The following is a 16,488-nucleotide window of genomic DNA, read 5'->3' on the forward strand; positions in this document are numbered from 1 at the left end:
CCCAAAGATTTATGGACGTTATATCATTCTCTCAATAAGCTCGTTTATCTTTTCCTTCTGGTATCCCAGCTCTCCGCCCTGCCCGAATCCGTGCAAAACACCCTTTCTTGCAAAGCCTTTTTTCGGAGGGCAAAGCTTTAAGACAGGATTAATTCCGCTCTCTTTTATTTTTCCTTCAAGGATTTTTTTTGCGGCGGCCTTTGCGTCGACTTTCTTTGCTTTTGGGTCAGTGGATTTTCCGCGCACTTCAATAAGTTTTTCAAGCAATTCCGGTGTTACTTCACCCCATGCGACGCATCCTTCGGCTTTTTTAAGCATACCTAAATAAGACGGATTATTCGGGACAAATGTGCACTGATGCGGCTTGTGCAAGCCAAGTATCTTCAATGTATCACTTACATCTCCATTTAGTTTTGAAGTTCCGCGAACTCTTAGTACTACAAACATATATTTACACCAATTAGTTTATTTTTAAATATTAATTCATAAGGCAGTTGAACGCCCGTTTTTTATATGGAACATAACTTTTATTACCCTGCGTTATTACTTTCATTGTTTCTTCATCCCTGAATTCGCAAAGGTTCAATTTTTTATATAATTCTTCATCAGGAACAAGCGTCCCCATTATTTCGCAGGGATCGCTCAGTTTTAATGGTTCTGTGTTTTCACCCAGCTCAATTGCGCGCGCGAAATATGTGGAATGTCCCCGAACATCAAGATTTTCTTCAGTTACAAAAACATACTCATTCATTCGTTTATTGCGCATTCTTAGTACAAAAACAACCGTATTATCCATGCGATTCATCGAATCACGCTGTTTCTGCCTTTGGCTCGGCATCAATTATCCCGAGTTTCATTCCGGTTACTTTCGCAGCTTCATCATCTGCTTTTAGCTTGTTCAGGTTCCTGAATGCTTCAAAGACTGCTAAAACGAAGTTCACTCGTGTTCCTGTATCTCCGCGCGACTTCATCCACAAATCACGGATTCCTGCAAGCCTCATCACTTTTTTGATTTCGTCTGCAACGCCAAGCTCTATGCCTTTTGGAGCGGGTATTAAAGTTACTTTAACAGAACCGCGCTTTCCAAGTGCCTTGAATGGTATTGAGTGCGTTCCGCAACAGTTGCATTCCCATGAGCCGCAGCCGCGCCGGACAAGCATTACGCTAAGGCGCGCCTGTTTTCCGGCTTTCTCTATCGCGCTTTTTGCATCCTTACCTATTGCATAACCGATTCCGACAACGCCGTTCTTATTGCCGACTGCCATAAGAGCATGAATTGTTCTTCGCCTTCCCGAGCGATGCATTCTTGTGGTGATTCTAAGAGGCGTTCTCATCTTGCCTCCTCCTTTGCCGGGCATGCCGCCAATGTATATTATTTCTTCTGATAAAGTCGGGAATAAGTAGTCGATTATCTCCGGTTCTCGAATGACATGCCCGAGCTCGAAAATCTGATGAATGCTTTTAATTTCGCCGTTCATTACTTTTCTTCCAAGATCTGTTCTTGGAATCCATTTTGACAAGTCTACTGGGCTTCGTTCCATACGTTTTTGAAATCTTCGTGCCATTTATAACCATCCTCATTATCTCTGGGTTTTAAAGCTTGAAATTGCTTTGTAATTTCAAGATAAGTATCACATAAATTAGTTCGTATCCTCTTTGTTTTCTTTTACAGCTTTTGTCTTTGTAGATTTTGCCTTCTTTTTTTCAGATTTTACGACTTTTGCCGCTCCGGACATTATTTTTGCCTTCAGATCTGCAAAATCCTTGCTCACATCCGTTTTTCTGTAAGTATCAATGTGCTTTCCTGAAACCCGATCATCTGAAGGAAAATAGTCCGTAGAATGCGGGAATTTCAGTCCTGCATCTGCAGCGCCCTTTAAAACAGCAAATATTCTTGAGCCCTTGGTATTTGTTTTTATGCCAAGGTCAATTATGCAGTCATGATTCAAGCCGCGTTCCTTCATTGTTGAAGCGAGCAGAACGCCGGTAAGGTATGCTGCGGGAATAGATTTTATTGAATGTTTCCATCCGAAAGTTTTAAGATGCGCCGAATCAACAAACACAGTTGTTTTGTCTCCTTTTTCCATGAATTCTGTTGCATGTGTGAGTACTCTTTTGTTTGTTACGCGTACAACAACTCGCGGAAGCTTTGACTTAAGCATGCTGAAACGCTTCTTGTAATTAGTTATTCCCTGTTCTCTTCTCTTGAATTTTGGCGAAAACAAACTCATACAAATCATCCATTTATTGCTTTTTTACAGTTTCTTCTTCTTTTACAATATCTGCTTCCTTCATTTTTGTAACCTGGAGGTGCAGATTTGCCTTGTCTTTAAACATTCCTGAACCGGCCATCTTGTAAAGCTTTGCATACTGCTTTCGCGTGACTTTTTCTTTTTCGCGCAGCATTACAAGGTCTTTTCTGATTGAGCGGATTCGCTTCATCCAGACCACTTTTTTGCCGGTTCTTGCAGTTTTCTTTCCGCGCCTCTTTCCCATGCCGCGCTGCCTGCCTTTCTTTTTCTGCTCGCGGGAAATTTTTGCGCGCGCGCTTGATGCACCGACTTTTGGCTTGGCCTTTATGAATCCTTTAACTATGAAGCGCCTGACATCATCTTTTGTTATCGCGCCGCTGACTTCGCTAAGCTCTTGCGGATCAATCCAAACGCGGTTCTGCCCGCAATTAAGGATATTCGCTGCAAGCCTTTTTTGAGTTTTTAAATCCATAAACATCACATTCAATTATTGTCAAATATTATTTCGTTGTCAATAGCTCCTTTTTGGAGCACAATCTCATTTGTGAATTTTGTGCTGCAAAGAGGGCATTCCAAAAATAGGAATTCCTTTTCTTTTACCTCATTTCCTATGGTTCCGCAGTGCGGGCATTTGTCTTTTCCAAAGTGTATGAATGTTATTTTTTCTTCATTCATGTGTGTGTTGATGCGATCACCAGATTATATTATCTCAACCTTGTTGATTATCTTTATTTGTTAGTGCTTTTAATTTCCGGTTTGCTTTCTGTTTTTGATTCCTTTTCTTTTAATTTCTCTGTTTTTACGTCCTCGTTTACTGATTTTTTCTTTGATTTGATGATGTATTTTGGGTTGAGGATCTTGAGATTCAGCTTTCTTGCTGCTTCGACAACATCTATCTTCTTTTTATTCCCGACTGTTGCCGCAATCCTTACTGCGTATTTCTTTGCGTCAATACCGTTAAGTTCGCTGACATTGTGGACTAGGATCTCAAAAAGGCCGCTTGCATGCATTCCACGCACGAGCTTTGGGCTTCCATATCCTGGAGTCGGCGCTTTTTCATTTCCAGCATATCGATTTCTGTTTTTGTTATCGTGCCCCTGAACTGATTTTCTCCATCCGCTTCGCGCAAGCCTTGCAAGCTTGTTTCGGTCGTGCCTCTTAAAGTGAGGCTTTCGCGCCTTCATTTCCTTGCGGACTTCGATTAAATCTTCAAATTTCATAAAAATTACACCTTTATCCAAGTTTTGCTTTTTCGATTATGTACGCGCCGTCCTGGAATATGCGCGAGTCTTTTGAGCGCTTGTTTTTGCTGAGCTTTTCTATGCTCGCAGCAGTCTGGCCGACAGAGTATTTGTCAATGCCGGTCACAGTTATCGATTCTTTCTGGGCGTTGACTTTTACATCTCCGTTAATTTTTGCAATTCTTGGAAATTTCTCGCCAAGAAAGTTCATCATATGTATTTCATTGCCGATGACTTTTACAGTTATTGGGAAGTGCGTATGTATCAGCTTGAGTGTATATGTGTAGCCTCTTTCGACTCCAGTAATCATCCCTTCAATTAGAGCAGCCCATGTTCCGACAATGGCTTTGTCTTTTTTAATTTCAGATTTTGTCGATATTCTTAGCTCTTTATCCTCAATTTTTATGTCCACGCGAGGATGCCTGAATTCTTTTGCTAACTCACCCTTTTTGCCCTTTATCTTGAGCGTGCTGCCTTCCTGAGTTACAGTTACGCCCTCGATTTTGACAATTCTTTGATAAACCATAATAACACCACAACACTCAAATTTCAGTAAACATATGCCACAAGCGAGCCGCCGAGTTTTCCGCGTACATCCTTATGCGAAACAAGGCCTTTTGATGTCGAAACAAGCAAGATTCCGACACCAGATGCCGGCAAAAACTGTTTTTCCCACTGCACATAAGCGTCTTTCTTTACAAAAAACCTCGGAACAATAGCTTTGCAGTCATTGATTTTTCCGCTAAGCGTCGCTTTGATTTTTCCTCCTCGCGAAGAATCTATAACTTCGAATTTCTCAAGATATCCGGTTTCCTGCATGCGCGACAAGATTTCACGTATTAATTTTGTGTTCTTGCTTATGATGCAATCTTTTTTTCCTGCCCTTTCGGCGTTTCTTATCGCAGATATTGCATCTGCAAGAGGATCGTGTAACATATATATATTCACCAGTTCTTAGCTTTTTGTCCAAGCGCAATTAGCGCGATTCCAAAAAATAAATTGAAAACACCTGCAATGGCATTTAATTCATATGGCAAGGCAATAAATGATATCGCACTCACCAATCCGGCATTTATACTTGTAATCAGTTGCATGGCCATGGTGTATGTGATGATTACGCCCTGAAGTGCAGTAGCTATGCCCCACAAAATCATAACTCGGGATATTAGGACATAATCAATTCCGGATTTTTTGACATTTACCGTTTCATTTACAACTTCGATTTTTTTTGCCATTGTATATCACTTATGAATATTTTTTAAATCCGACGCATTTAGCAACTTCCCGAAAGCAGTGTCTGCAGTAATATAAATCATACTTTCTTATCATACCCATTCCTTTTTTTCCGCAGTTCCTGCAAACTGAATTGCCTAATCCGAATTTGCGGATCTTTGGCAGGTTATGCTTTTTGAATTTTGCCAGCTTCACCGGTTTATTCGCAAAAATTTTCATGCTTTTTTTGTATTCACCCATAATCATCCACTAAGTAATCATTAATCATACAACTATCTTTCTTTAAACAACCTTCAACCCTAATGAATTCTTTACAAAGTTAACTGCTTCTGTTTTTGAAATTCTATGCGCTTTGCCGACATGTGATTTTCTTATTTTGCGCGTTTTGACGCGAAAACCGCTTCTGATAAGCGCTGCATTCACATTAAGGCCGAAAACGCCTAGTTTAGGATCATATTTCTGGCCGGGTATGTCGAGATGTTCCTTTATTCCGAAACCGAAATTTCCTTCGTTGTCAAAAGACGATTCTCTGACTTTGTTCTCAACTGCTGGAAGGACTTTTTTCAAAAATTGAATAGCTTCCGTATCCCTCAACGTGACTTTGACTCCGATAGGAAGGCCTTTTCTTAAGCGGAATGTTCTTGCCCTTTGCGAGGAAATCGTTTTTACCGGCTTTTTTCCGGTGAGTTTTTCAACGAAGATATATGCGCGCTCGACAGGTTCTCCGCTTTCTTTAAGCCCGATATTGACAACTACCTTTCCGAGCTTTATTTCCTTCATGGAACCTGATTTTGATTCTTTTTTCATAAAATATCATCATATATTTATTTTTTTTTCAAAATAATTTCAGGCGTTTTTTCACCGATTACGAATACATACTCCTTTATTGTCCTGAAATCAGAACCGTCCGAATCAATAACCACCTTGTTGCTTTCTCTTCCTTTTACAATGATTATCTCTTTGACTTTTCCAACAGTTCCTGCGGATTTTCCGCTTTCAATCATTCCAAGATTTCCTGTTTTTAATGCAAAATGCTCTATAATTTTCTGGTCTGGAAGAGATATTTTTATTGTGTCGCCAACTGCGTATTTCTTCGCATCTGCTTCACCGAATATTATGTTTCTTCCATCATGCATATTAATCTGGAATTTTCCGCCTTTTATTGTTGTTTTATTGGTTATTTTGCACAATTTGAATTTTGCATGGGTCTCATCAATTTTATTCAGCGAAAGCTTTCCTTCAACAGGTATGACTCTATAAGCATCTTTTGTCTTGGGTATTTCAAGCACATCCATCATTCCAAGCGGAAATTTTGGATTCTTAATAATCTTGCCATCAACACGGATATTTCCTTCATTAAGTATTTTTTTCACTTCGGCTGCATTTGCTGCAACGCCCAGCACATCCCTCAAAACAATCTGTAACGGTATGCAGCCATCTTTTGCGTGCGGCCCCGGCGTTGGCGCTACTGTGTATTTCTTTGTCTTTCGCTCTATTGCGAAATGTTTTGATGCCATAAGGCGTTTTAAGTGTGCCATAATTATCAACCATTACTTATTTAGACTCATTTTTATTTCTTTAGCTTCTGATTTTGGTTTTTCTTCCTTAATTTTTGCCGGCTTTTCAGCCTTTTTCACAGTTTTCTTTATTTTTTTGAGGGCGTTTATGCGTCTTTCATCCTTTAGGTTCAGCTCGACTATCCGGACATTCGAAGCCTGAATCGGAACATTGAATTCCTTTCCGCCGGATCTCTTTCCGGATATGCCTTCAATAAAAACAACTGATTTTGAAACATCCATCTTCTGTATTTTGCCTTCCTTTCCCGCATATTCGCCGCGCATAACTTTCACAAGATCCTCGGTTCTAATTTTCGCACTTCTGCGGCCATATTCTTTTTGCAGGTGCTTTGAAAGGTGCGCAGATAAATATTTCCTTCGGACATGAAGCGGAGCATTGTGCCTGTATTTGCGCTGCTTTCTTGGCTGCTTGCTCGTATTCCATGTTTTTGAAAATTGTGCTTTCATAAATTATAAACCTCTTAAACCACGCTTCTCGCTACTTTTCCTATGACTGAAAATCTTTCAACAGCTTCTTTTGCTATCACGCTTTTGATTTCTTTGCCTTTCGGCTCGTTTTTTTCATCAACTATGACTGCTGCATTATCCTCGAAACTGACGTGCATGCCGTTTGCGCGTTTGTATTCCCCGGCTTGCCTGACAATAACTGCTCTGACAAGTTCGTGCTTGATTTTTTGGTTGCCTTTTGTGACGCTGCAGATGACAACATCACCTATTCCTGCTCGGGGATGTCTTTTTTTGACGCCGCCGTATCCTAAAACAGATATCAACTGAAGTTCTTTTGCTCCGGTGTTATCTGCGCAGGTCATAAATGAACCCGATTGAAGGGTTTTTGTCATTCTGATTGAAATTGCTTTCATAAATAAATCATCCTTTTAGTATTTCTATCACAACAAAGCTTTTTGTCTTGGAAAGCGGCCTGCATTCAGCGATGCGGACAACATTTCCTGTGTGAGCATTAATACATGGCGGGTTGTGTGCAGGTACTCTTGATTTCTTTCGCATGAATCTCTTGTATTTCGGAAGTTCCATTAGATAATCCCATTCTACGACAACGCCTTTGTCCATCTTGTCTGAGATGACCGAGCCTTCAAATATTCTTCCTCGGATGCTTAAATGTCCATGATAAGGACAGTTCGGATCTGAGCATGCGAGCTTCGGAGGATTTGATACCGGAACGCCAATATCTTTTGTTTTTCCTTCTTTAAGCTGTGCCGATTTTACTTCAATACCCTTGCCATTTATAGCACGCTCTTTTTTAGGCGCAAGTGCCTTAGCGTTCTGAACTTTGCTCGCTGCTTCCTGAACTTTCTCTTTTTTATCGATTTCAGTTATCATTAAAAATCACTTGATCATTTAATTTTTAGCTATGCTAAAAAAATCCCATTTTTGCGGGAATTTCTTTTTTATGCGTTCCTCAGGGCGCCCAAAAAAGAGCTTTCCAAGGACATCAACCTTTTTGCTGTTTGGCAAAGTCAGTTGAAATTCGCATACTGCTTTTTCAACCAGCTTTTCGTCTGTATCAGTGCGCAAAAGCAGCATTTTTTTGGTTTCATCAATTATGATTCCTTTGATTCCCTGCTTTTTTGCATCAGTTGATTTGATTATTTCGGCTTCGAGACCGATAAGTTCATGCCTTACAATGTTTTTTTCCGTGATTGGCATATCAATCAGCTTGAGATCCTTTCGCAAACTTTGTTTGCTCTGGGCTTTCCAGCATTTAGCTGGAAATGCTTTCCTGGCTAAAACCTTGTTTTATCAGGATGTTTATTGCCTTGTTCTTATGTTTTCCCTGCAGCTCAATTGCACCGTTCTTATAGGTTCCGCCGCAGGCGAGTTCGGTTTTTAACACACTGACAAGTTTTTTTATGTCAACGCTTTTTTCATCAAGGCCGTCTATAACTGTTGAAAGTTTTCCAAATCTTCTTTTTACCATATAGACGCGCACTTTTTGAACCTCGCGCGAGATGGTCTCGCAAACACAAAGCTCTTTTGGCAATCCACACTTATTGCAAATGTCTTGCATTATGATTTGATTCCTCCTTTTGGTTTTTTAGCCAAGGATATCTTTTTTTCGTTCTCGATTGTAAGTATTCTTGCAATGACTTTTTTCATATCCTTGATTTTTCCAGGATTCTCTGCGACTCCACCGACACGAATTTTACCAAGTTCCTTTGCAAGTTCGAGCCTGATTTCTGAAAGCTTTTTGTCGATAGCTTCCTTAGGCAGTTCGCGGGCATCTTTGAGTTTTAAGATAGTCATTAAAATCACGATTTATTTAGCGTCCTCTTTAGGTTCTTCTTTCTTTTCAACTTTTTCTTTTTTTGCGCGCGGTTTTCGTTCTTTTTTCAGTTTCGCTGGAGGGCTTACCGGCAATGTTTTTTCTTCTTTTGGCGCTTTTTCTGCCTTTTTTTCTTCAGCAGGCGCGACCTCAATAACCGCGATTGCTTCTTCAACTCTGACATCGTGTGCTGGCTCTTCAGCAGGTTTTTTCTCAATTTTGCTTTCCTTTGGAATCATCTTGATTTCCTCAGGCAGTTCGCGCATTATTCTGACTTTAATTCCGATAGCACCCGGCTTTGTAAATGCCGTAAGTTTTGCGCGGTTTGCATATTTCTCTGATGTATCGCCGCATTTCTTCAAATATCCTTCGATAAATTTGTCTGATTTTGATCTTCCGCCGGAAGATTTTCCTGCAATGACGAGTTCAGCGCCGATTGCTCCGGAATGAAGTATTTTCTTGATGAATATATTTGCAATTTTTCTTGCATTGTTGCCTTTTTCAATCGCTTCAGCTATTCGTTTTGCAACAACCCTTGCATCAAGGTCAGGCCTTTCAATCTCTTTTATTTCGAGTTGCGGCTTGTCTATTTTGAATTTTACCGAAAGGTCTTCAGTAAGCCTCTGGATATTTGATCCCGCTCTGCCGATGACCATTCCCGGCCTTCCTGCGTAAATTATGATTCTTGTATTCAAAGGAGTTCTTTTAATTTCCGAATGGCTGTATTCTGCATGAGCGAGCTCACGGCACAAATAAGCCTCTATATCAGCATTTCTTATTCCTTCTTTTATGAAATTACGTTCAATCATTATTATGCCCCATCATCATTTTTTAGATTCCTCTTTTTCGGTTTTTTCGTGTGCGTGTTCAGCAGCTTTTTTAGTTTTTGCGTGAGCATGTTCTGTTTTTGTTTCTTCTTTTTTAGCTTCTTTTGGCACCTTAGGTGCATGCTCTTTCGGCTTTTCTGTTCTTGCCTCAGCTTTCTTTTCCTGCTTTTTCGCAGCCTTTGATTTGCTTGCGCCGGTTTCATGAAGTATTATTGAAACATTTGCGCTTTTCCTTTCCTGGCCGCGGAATTCATTTCGCCTTGATCTCATGAATGTTGCGCCTTTGTTTGCAAAAGCATACTGGATAATCATGCCTTTTGTGTCAAGCCCTTTGTTTTCGGCATTTTTCTCTGCGCTGTTTATCAGCTCTAAAAACGCAAGCGAAACATTTACAGGATATCTTCCCGGGCCCATTCCGTGCTTGTGGCCTCTGTTGTCGTTGAATTTCTTTAATGGGACTGCGCGCTTCTTTTTAATAACATCCTGTAAAAACGCTTTTGCCGATGTCACTTTCATACCCTTTATGAATCGAGCTACCTCAACCGAATCTTTCCATGAGAGCCTTCGGTTTGAAAAGCCTGCGCGCGATGTTTTTGCCGCGCTTGTCTCGATTGGGTAATTTATATTGGACATGTAATATCACATTAGAGTATGTTATTTAACATTTTCACTTATATTTTTTATAATATATCTATCATGCGGAAAGGTTTCTTTAAATGACGTAAATCCAAAAACATGGGGCGTACATTTACGCTACCCAATCCAGCAGATCTTGCATCACCCATGATTTTGACCATAATATTGGCAAGTTCTTCTCTAGTAATAGTTGTATCTTTTTTAAAATAATTTTCTTTCAAAACAGCGGGATACGCAATTTCATCTTCATAGTCTTTTTTTTCCTATTGCTTCTATTTTCACTGAAATATATGGTTCTTTGCTCATTCTTATGCACCATTTTATCCTTTACTTCAAAGCCACATTCTTGCTTCCCTTTGTTGCGCCGATTCCGGGCCCTGAGTGCTTGCCAAAGCGCCTTGTAAGGGAAAATTCGCCGAGGCGATGGCCAATCATTTCTTCTTTTATGTCGATTGATTTCCATTCCTTTCCGCTATATACGCCGAATCTTTTTCCGACAAATTCAGGAAGGACAATCATTTCTCTTGCATGTGTTTTGATGAAAGCGCCTTCTTTTGCGGCCTTTGCCTTGACTATAAGTTTTTTCTCGACATCGGTGAAACCGCGTTTCATTGCGCGCCTTGCCCTTGACTTGACAAGCTTCATGAATTCCGAGAGCGGCATGGCTTTCAATTCCTCAAGAGTCTTGCCTCGGAATGTGAATTTTTTAATATCGATGTTTTCTTCTGCCATAAATATCAACTAATTATTCGATAATTTACTGGATTTTTCTTTTACTAAGTCATAAGATACATCTATTTCGCGCCTACCCGTACGAGTTTCGCATATTTTCCGAAATAAATATTCGGGTCCGGCACCCATTCTTTTTTTGACTTCTTGCGGAAATATGGGGTCTTTAGGTACTGCATCACGTGATTGATAATGCATAGTAATACTTGTGCCGTCTCCTATTGAAAAGGTTTTCTCTAATGTGTAAGGATTTCCTTTAGTATCCTTCATCTCACAAAAATCTTCACCAACTTCATTAGTTGTCTTATCAAAGCCCCACTTAAAAACGCCTTCGATATTGAACATTTTGACCATACTATCTTTACCTCTTCTTTCTTCCTGTTCTGCTTGCAGCAATCGAACCGACCTTTCGTCCTGGCGGCGAGTGCCTGCTTGAAGTTTTCGGAACTCCAAGGTGCGAACCCCCGAATTTATGGTCCACAGCGTTCATTGCTCTTGCCGAAGTTCTCGGGTAGAGCTTGCCGCGGGCTTTTGTAGCATAATATTTATTTCCTGCCTTAACTATTGGCTTGTTCTTTCGCTCGCCTCCTGCAAGTACGCCTATGGTCACTCTGCAACGCGGGCTAAGTTCTTTTACTTTTTTTGATGGAAGCTTTATTATTGTTCTTCCGACAGACTGCGAAACTACAATCGCGCAGCTTCCGGAAGCCTTAACCATTTTTCCTCCGTCAAACGGATTGATTTCAATATTAAATATTGCCGTGCCTTCAGGAACTCTTGAAAGCTGAACAATGTTTCCTGGCTTTATTGCGGCTGTAGCGCCATATTCAATAATATCTCCTGTCTTCATTCCTTCAGGAATAAAAAGATAATCGATTGTCTTTTTTTCGTCATCGAAAACGATTTTTCCAAGCGGCGCGTTTCTTCCGGGATCATGGCAGATATCAATAATTTTGCCGCTGATTTTTGTGCCTTCAGTAAATGCAAAAGACGGATAATTCATGTCTGCAAGCCAGTGGAAGCTGTGTGCTCTGTATGTATGAGATCCATGCCCTCTTGCCTGTGAAATGTTTCGCTTACCCATAAATATCACAATTTATTTAATTTTTATATACCTGCCATCTTGTCCTATAATTCCTGTTTTCGTTATACTTTCAGGATATAATAACGCCATTGCAATCGCCGCATTTTTTTCATCTTCTGTTAATGGTTTAGACAATCCGGAAATTTCAACAAGATATTGCGGACCTGTGCAAACCCCTCCGCAAGTATCTTTTTTTATGCAGTTGCATCCATCAGTATATGTTGTAATGTTTCGTTCACCCATGATAAATCACTTCATTTGATTGGTGTGTGTTTCATACCCCGCCGCGCCAAGTTTCTTGAGGGTACAGTCATTAGTACATTTTCTGCAGCAGGTTATTTCCGGTGTGGCGTCAATTTCGTTTATTCCGTTTATACCACTAACATAATCATGAATATGTGTCTAAACGCCACCAACAACTATGTGCTTTTCTTCCTTTCCAACATAATTTCCGCCGCAACCGCCACCGAAAACCATATCATCTACCTCTTACATCATTCCCAATTTCGTCGCAATGTCAACCGCCTTGAATTCTGGCTTGAGACGGATATACGCCTTTTTTTCGCCGCGCATTGTTGATGTGGTATTGACATCCGCGACCTTTACTCCGAAAACCGCCTCAACTGCTTCTTTTATCTGTGCTTTTGACGAGCGGTCTTTGACTATGAATACGAGCTTGTTCTGCGATTCTATCATTCGTGTTGATTTTTCAGTGAGGTAAGGATACTTTAAAATATTCCATGCATCAGCTGCAGCTTTTGGGTCTGCTGTTATTGCTTCTTTTTTTACAGATTTCGGCGCGGCTTTGACAGCTTTTGATTCAGCTGCCTTATGTTCTGATGCTTCTTTTGGCGCTTTTACGCCTGTTTTTGATGTTTTTTCAGCAACCATAAGATCATCTACATGTATAATTTATCACTTTCAAGTTTTTTTATCGCATCAACTGTCCAAATAGCAAGCCTTCCTGCCTGACCACCGGGAGCAAGCACATTGACATTGAGCTTATTCAGCGTAACAACATCAATTCCTGCAATATTTTTTGCCGATTTTGATATTTCGCAAGCTTCTGCAACAATTATGACCGGTCCTTTTCTTGTCCTGTATTTTCTGCCTCTTGTTTTTCCGATACCCGCACGAACTTTCTTTTTTGATGCTCGCGACAGTTCAGCTTCAAGGCCAATTGCCTTAAGTGCTGCCTCGACATCCTTTGCTTTTTTGAGCTTTGCAAAACCGTTTTCCATTACAATCGGAAGCTTTTCCTCAAAAATATGATTTCTTTTTGAAACGAATTCACTATTTGCTGTTGCTGCTATTGCAGACCGTATTGCTAACTTTCGTTCCTTATCGTTGATTTTTTGAGCCCAAATCTTGTTTGGATTCGGCGAATGGGCAGCACGTCCTTTTCTTGCGCTTGGAATCAGTCTGACCGTTCCTGTCATATGGCCCGAACCCACTCGTATTCTCGCGATTCTTGACATACCTTTATTTGCCCATGAACCGTAGCTTGCGCGCCGTCCCATGTATTTTGCAGATGTCCTGACTCCCGCATCATGATCTGTTCCATAAGCCTGCCGGTTATTGCTTTCATACGCATGATATGCTCTTCTTATTACATCCTCCCGGACGCCCTCGGAAAACTGAACTGGAAGATCTAATTCTCCAGATTTTTTCCCATCAATTGATAAAACATGAGCTTTCATTTTTAATCATTCCTCGTTTACTTGGATTAAAAAGCTTGAAAGCGCAAACGCGCTTTCATGATAAATTAATCCCTAACTTTGTGACTTCAACATTTCCGAAAATTCCGGGCACCGGCCTTATTGCGCTGCGCAATCTTATTAGCCTTTTTGCAGGGCCTTGGATTGAGCCTTTAACTATGATGTAATTTGTATTAATTTTGCCGTAATTTTTCCATCCGCCTTTTTTTGCAATTTCTTTTGCATTTGTGCCGACTTTAAGGACACGTTTATTGTATTCTGTTCTTTTATGAAATCCCATCTGGCCCATCTGAGGAACAGTTGGCCTTGTCTTATGCGGATGCCACGGACCAAGGTTTCCCGCCTTTCGGTGCAATTTCTGGGATTTGTGCGAAAGGAGCTTTAATCCCCATCGGTAAATAGAGCCCTGGAATCCTTTTCCTTTTGTAATCGCTATGCTGTCAACAAATTCGCCCTGCTTGAATACATCAGTTACTGTAATTTCTGCGCCAAGCTTTTCTTTTGCATATTTGAATTTTGCATCAACAGTTTCACCACCGATTCCGATTTCCATTATTTCGGGCCGTTTCTTGTTAATGCCTGCAGATTTTGGTTGTGTATATGCTAAAAGAACTACATCTGAAATATTAGAAATATTTTTTTCAAGAGTTTCGATTTTTGCAGTGATTTTTTTGGGTGATTTTATTGTTCGAGAAAGTGTTTTATCAGTTTTATCAGTCCAGATTTCGCCTGCAACTTTCGGGCCGTAATGCGTGTTTTTGTAGGTGCGAATCCCAAGAACCTTAAGCGGAGGCACTTCAATAAGTGTCGCAGGCACAGCAATTTCCTGGTTTGTGATGGGAGTGCCTTTTTTGTCGCTAAGCATCATCAAATGAAGCATTCCGACCTTATATCCTGCGAACTCAGTGGGTTTAATTTCTTTAGACTGCGCCTTTCTTCCAACAACTGGGAAAATGCGCTTTGCTCTCTTTCTTGGAGAATATCCCATTGAGCCCCTTCTCGGGCGGCGAATGTTTGCCATTTTTAATCATTCCTCACTAATTTTCTGCATTTCTATTTGGACTAAAATCATGCCACTATCGTGGCAAGCTTTTCGAGACAAGCTCGAAAAAGCCGAGAGCAACACGCCAAATCCTCTCGTTTTACTCGAGGCTTTTGAGGATTTTCAGCTTGACTGGAAAGCCTATAGCAAACAAAGTTTGCGAAAGGACTCCTTTATCCTCAAAATGGTTCATAGGGCGTCGCGAACGGATTTTTAACCATTTTAAGCCATTCACATGCGCTCTGGGCTTAAAAGCCTTGAACGAAGTGAAAGGATCATTTTATGCATTGGGTTAAAACCATTACACAGACTAAGAATCCGTAAGTTGTACATTCAAAATCATCTCGTTCGCTGTTTAGCGAACTCGAAAAGTTTCAACTTTCAGTTGAAAACGCCAGCGCAAAAAATAATTCATTAAACGCAATAAAACGCTAACCCGTGCCACTTAAACACAGCCAAGACTTTGAAGCCAACCTTACAAGATTCTGTAAGATTTTTGCCGAGAATCCAACACATGACTGTGTATTTTTTGAGCCCTTCTAATTTTCATCGGGTTCAAAAGCTTGGAAAATCGTAAGATTTTCCATGACATTCAACGGTAAATCGAATACCTTATATTATAACGGTAAGATTTATAAAGGTATCTTTGATTTTAATTTTCTCTTTTCATTTTTATCAAAGCAAGATTACTTTCACACTTGCTTATAATTGCCCTCAAACTTTGTCCTTCCATTTCTTTGTAAATGTCCTGAGGCAATAAAATATACTTCCACTGCTTCGGCTGTATTATTGGCTCCGGAGGAGTTGTTTTTATCTTTGAGAATTCCCTGCACTTTTGTTCTGCGGCAATTGCTTTGCTTTTTACGTCAATATCATTCTGAGCGTCTTTTTCAGATTTTGTTTCCACAATTAACATGAACTCTTTTGTTTTTACTATGAAATCCGGATAATATGGCACAGGATAACCTCTGCTATTCAAGTAGGTTATAGAAAAACCGTGCAAATATTGATTTAACTTTACATATGAGTCTACCATTGAATCGTTATCGAGCTGATCTTCGGTAAATTGCCTTTCAAATCCGCCCTTATATGGAAAATCGATGAACGGATAAAGGCATTTTTTGGTCGTTATTGAGCGTTCCATCCGGACTTTCATTTCTTTGAAATTCGATAATTTGGCCCATTGCGCTTCAACCACGTCATTTGATTTTATGTTTTCTATAAACTTCATAATTTGCCGCCTAACTTCCGTAACGACAAAATCAAATAATTGCTGGTTTCTCAAACGCATTACATTGCTTTTATCTTCAAAATCGATTTGTCTTCCAAAAAGAAAGCCTGAAATATACTGATCGACTACGCCTGCCAATTCTGCCGAATAGCGCGACAGCCAAACGTTTCTTTTGCTTGTCCCGATTATGCTTTTCACAACATTTCTCAGAAATACGCTGTATGAAAAGTTGACCTCTTCAAGTTCCCAGTCTTGCTTGAACTTGGTATCTGGGTGGAAATCAGTAATGATTATTTTTGTCGGCTCTATCTGCTCCAATGGCTCAGGGTATGCAGGAAGCTCCGCTATATTGAAATATTGAAAGTTTATTTCCTCTTCTGTCCTATATGATAGATTTGCTGGCCACGCAAGATCCATGTCTTTGATCCTGTTCGGATCTATTGAAATGAGTATGCTTTTTGAATCAAGGCTTATTTCAATAGAACTGCCGCTCGCGATAATCGCTCCTGCCTGCTTTAATTGATTGTATATTTCATTATATTTTGGATGCTCGACAATGAAAAGCAAATCATATGAGTTAATTAGCTCCTGCCCGTTTTCCATTCTTTGAAAATTATCTATTTTTTCAGGCGCATAT

The 16,488-nt window shown here is 40.2% G+C and carries 29 protein-coding genes and 1 pseudogene; all 30 read right to left on the reverse strand.

The window, feature by feature from the left end:
• Positions 1–18 precede the first annotated feature (18 nt).
• Positions 19–447: an uL30 family ribosomal protein gene (locus KKB09_06110; protein MBU4300764.1), complete on the reverse strand. Its 429-nt coding sequence runs from the start codon at positions 445–447 to the stop codon at positions 19–21.
• Positions 448–478: 31 nt separating this feature from the next.
• Positions 479–805 (reverse strand): hypothetical protein, encoded by a 327-nt coding sequence (locus KKB09_06115; GenBank protein ID MBU4300765.1) that lies wholly within the window; start codon positions 803–805, stop codon positions 479–481.
• 4 nt (positions 806–809) lie between these two features.
• Complete coding sequence (rpsE, locus tag KKB09_06120; GenBank protein MBU4300766.1) at positions 810–1,541, reverse strand: 30S ribosomal protein S5; 732 nt, start codon at positions 1,539–1,541, stop codon at positions 810–812.
• A gap of 99 nt (positions 1,542–1,640) precedes the next feature.
• Positions 1,641–2,231 (reverse strand): 50S ribosomal protein L18, encoded by a 591-nt coding sequence (locus KKB09_06125; GenBank protein MBU4300767.1) that lies wholly within the window; start codon positions 2,229–2,231, stop codon positions 1,641–1,643.
• A gap of 13 nt (positions 2,232–2,244) precedes the next feature.
• The gene (locus KKB09_06130) at positions 2,245–2,724 is read right to left on the reverse strand and encodes a 50S ribosomal protein L19e (GenBank protein MBU4300768.1); all 480 of its coding nucleotides are present in this window, start codon (positions 2,722–2,724) and stop codon (positions 2,245–2,247) included.
• A gap of 11 nt (positions 2,725–2,735) precedes the next feature.
• The gene (locus KKB09_06135) at positions 2,736–2,927 is read right to left on the reverse strand and encodes a hypothetical protein (protein MBU4300769.1); all 192 of its coding nucleotides are present in this window, start codon (positions 2,925–2,927) and stop codon (positions 2,736–2,738) included.
• A 53-nt stretch (positions 2,928–2,980) separates the two neighbouring features.
• Positions 2,981–3,472, reverse strand: a complete 492-nt coding sequence (locus KKB09_06140; GenBank protein MBU4300770.1) for a 50S ribosomal protein L32e — start codon at positions 3,470–3,472, stop codon at positions 2,981–2,983.
• Between the two features lie 13 nt (positions 3,473–3,485).
• Positions 3,486–4,019, reverse strand: coding sequence for a 50S ribosomal protein L6 (locus KKB09_06145; GenBank protein ID MBU4300771.1), 534 nt, complete (start codon positions 4,017–4,019; stop codon positions 3,486–3,488).
• A gap of 23 nt (positions 4,020–4,042) precedes the next feature.
• Positions 4,043–4,429, reverse strand: a complete 387-nt coding sequence (locus tag KKB09_06150) for a 30S ribosomal protein S8 (protein MBU4300772.1) — start codon at positions 4,427–4,429, stop codon at positions 4,043–4,045.
• 8 nt (positions 4,430–4,437) lie between these two features.
• A complete protein-coding gene (locus KKB09_06155) occupies positions 4,438–4,728 on the reverse strand; it encodes a hypothetical protein (protein ID MBU4300773.1) in 291 nt (96 codons plus the stop codon).
• Positions 4,729–4,738: 10 nt separating this feature from the next.
• Positions 4,739–4,945 carry a 30S ribosomal protein S14 gene (locus KKB09_06160; protein ID MBU4300774.1) on the reverse strand — a complete coding sequence of 69 codons (207 nt, stop codon included), beginning with the start codon at positions 4,943–4,945 and terminating at the stop codon, positions 4,739–4,741.
• 63 nt (positions 4,946–5,008) lie between these two features.
• The gene (locus KKB09_06165) at positions 5,009–5,533 is read right to left on the reverse strand and encodes a 50S ribosomal protein L5 (protein MBU4300775.1); all 525 of its coding nucleotides are present in this window, start codon (positions 5,531–5,533) and stop codon (positions 5,009–5,011) included.
• A gap of 17 nt (positions 5,534–5,550) precedes the next feature.
• A complete protein-coding gene (locus KKB09_06170) occupies positions 5,551–6,273 on the reverse strand; it encodes a 30S ribosomal protein S4e (GenBank protein ID MBU4300776.1) in 723 nt (240 codons plus the stop codon).
• Between the two features lie 3 nt (positions 6,274–6,276).
• A complete protein-coding gene (gene rplX, locus KKB09_06175) occupies positions 6,277–6,750 on the reverse strand; it encodes a 50S ribosomal protein L24 (protein ID MBU4300777.1) in 474 nt (157 codons plus the stop codon).
• Between the two features lie 14 nt (positions 6,751–6,764).
• Complete coding sequence (locus KKB09_06180) at positions 6,765–7,163, reverse strand: uL14 family ribosomal protein (protein MBU4300778.1); 399 nt, start codon at positions 7,161–7,163, stop codon at positions 6,765–6,767.
• A gap of 7 nt (positions 7,164–7,170) precedes the next feature.
• Positions 7,171–7,641, reverse strand: coding sequence for a 30S ribosomal protein S17 (locus KKB09_06185; GenBank protein ID MBU4300779.1), 471 nt, complete (start codon positions 7,639–7,641; stop codon positions 7,171–7,173).
• Between the two features lie 18 nt (positions 7,642–7,659).
• Positions 7,660–7,968 (reverse strand): ribonuclease P protein component 1, encoded by a 309-nt coding sequence (locus KKB09_06190; GenBank protein ID MBU4300780.1) that lies wholly within the window; start codon positions 7,966–7,968, stop codon positions 7,660–7,662.
• Between the two features lie 55 nt (positions 7,969–8,023).
• Positions 8,024–8,329 carry a translation initiation factor gene (locus tag KKB09_06195; GenBank protein MBU4300781.1) on the reverse strand — a complete coding sequence of 102 codons (306 nt, stop codon included), beginning with the start codon at positions 8,327–8,329 and terminating at the stop codon, positions 8,024–8,026.
• Complete coding sequence (rpmC, locus tag KKB09_06200) at positions 8,329–8,565, reverse strand: 50S ribosomal protein L29 (GenBank protein ID MBU4300782.1); 237 nt, start codon at positions 8,563–8,565, stop codon at positions 8,329–8,331. The genes KKB09_06195 and rpmC overlap by 1 nt, the downstream gene beginning before the upstream one ends.
• A 12-nt stretch (positions 8,566–8,577) precedes the next feature.
• The gene (locus KKB09_06205) at positions 8,578–9,393 is read right to left on the reverse strand and encodes a 30S ribosomal protein S3 (GenBank protein MBU4300783.1); all 816 of its coding nucleotides are present in this window, start codon (positions 9,391–9,393) and stop codon (positions 8,578–8,580) included.
• Positions 9,394–9,408: 15 nt separating this feature from the next.
• Entirely contained in the window at positions 9,409–10,044 is a 636-nt protein-coding gene (locus tag KKB09_06210; protein MBU4300784.1) for a 50S ribosomal protein L22, read from the reverse strand.
• Between the two features lie 47 nt (positions 10,045–10,091).
• Positions 10,092–10,268: a hypothetical protein gene (locus KKB09_06215; GenBank protein ID MBU4300785.1), complete on the reverse strand. Its 177-nt coding sequence runs from the start codon at positions 10,266–10,268 to the stop codon at positions 10,092–10,094.
• Positions 10,269–10,374: 106 nt separating this feature from the next.
• Positions 10,375–10,779, reverse strand: coding sequence for a 30S ribosomal protein S19 (locus tag KKB09_06220; GenBank protein MBU4300786.1), 405 nt, complete (start codon positions 10,777–10,779; stop codon positions 10,375–10,377).
• 9 nt (positions 10,780–10,788) lie between these two features.
• Positions 10,789–11,130, reverse strand: coding sequence for a hypothetical protein (locus KKB09_06225; protein MBU4300787.1), 342 nt, complete (start codon positions 11,128–11,130; stop codon positions 10,789–10,791).
• A gap of 7 nt (positions 11,131–11,137) precedes the next feature.
• Complete coding sequence (locus tag KKB09_06230; GenBank protein MBU4300788.1) at positions 11,138–11,860, reverse strand: 50S ribosomal protein L2; 723 nt, start codon at positions 11,858–11,860, stop codon at positions 11,138–11,140.
• A gap of 12 nt (positions 11,861–11,872) precedes the next feature.
• Positions 11,873–12,103, reverse strand: a complete 231-nt coding sequence (locus KKB09_06235) for a hypothetical protein (protein ID MBU4300789.1) — start codon at positions 12,101–12,103, stop codon at positions 11,873–11,875.
• A 246-nt stretch (positions 12,104–12,349) separates the two neighbouring features.
• Positions 12,350–12,751 (reverse strand): 50S ribosomal protein L23, encoded by a 402-nt coding sequence (locus tag KKB09_06240; protein ID MBU4300790.1) that lies wholly within the window; start codon positions 12,749–12,751, stop codon positions 12,350–12,352.
• Positions 12,752–12,759: 8 nt separating this feature from the next.
• Positions 12,760–13,560, reverse strand: coding sequence for a 50S ribosomal protein L4 (gene rpl4p, locus KKB09_06245; protein MBU4300791.1), 801 nt, complete (start codon positions 13,558–13,560; stop codon positions 12,760–12,762).
• A 55-nt stretch (positions 13,561–13,615) separates the two neighbouring features.
• Positions 13,616–14,599: pseudogene (locus tag KKB09_06250) on the reverse strand (50S ribosomal protein L3).
• Between the two features lie 673 nt (positions 14,600–15,272).
• Positions 15,273–16,488 (reverse strand): hypothetical protein (locus KKB09_06255; GenBank protein ID MBU4300792.1); only part of this gene is annotated, 1,216 nt, incomplete at its 5' end.

The sequence above is a fragment of the Nanoarchaeota archaeon genome, from assembly GCA_018897155.1.
GTDB lineage: Archaea > EX4484-52 > EX4484-52 > EX4484-52 > LFW-46 > LFW-46.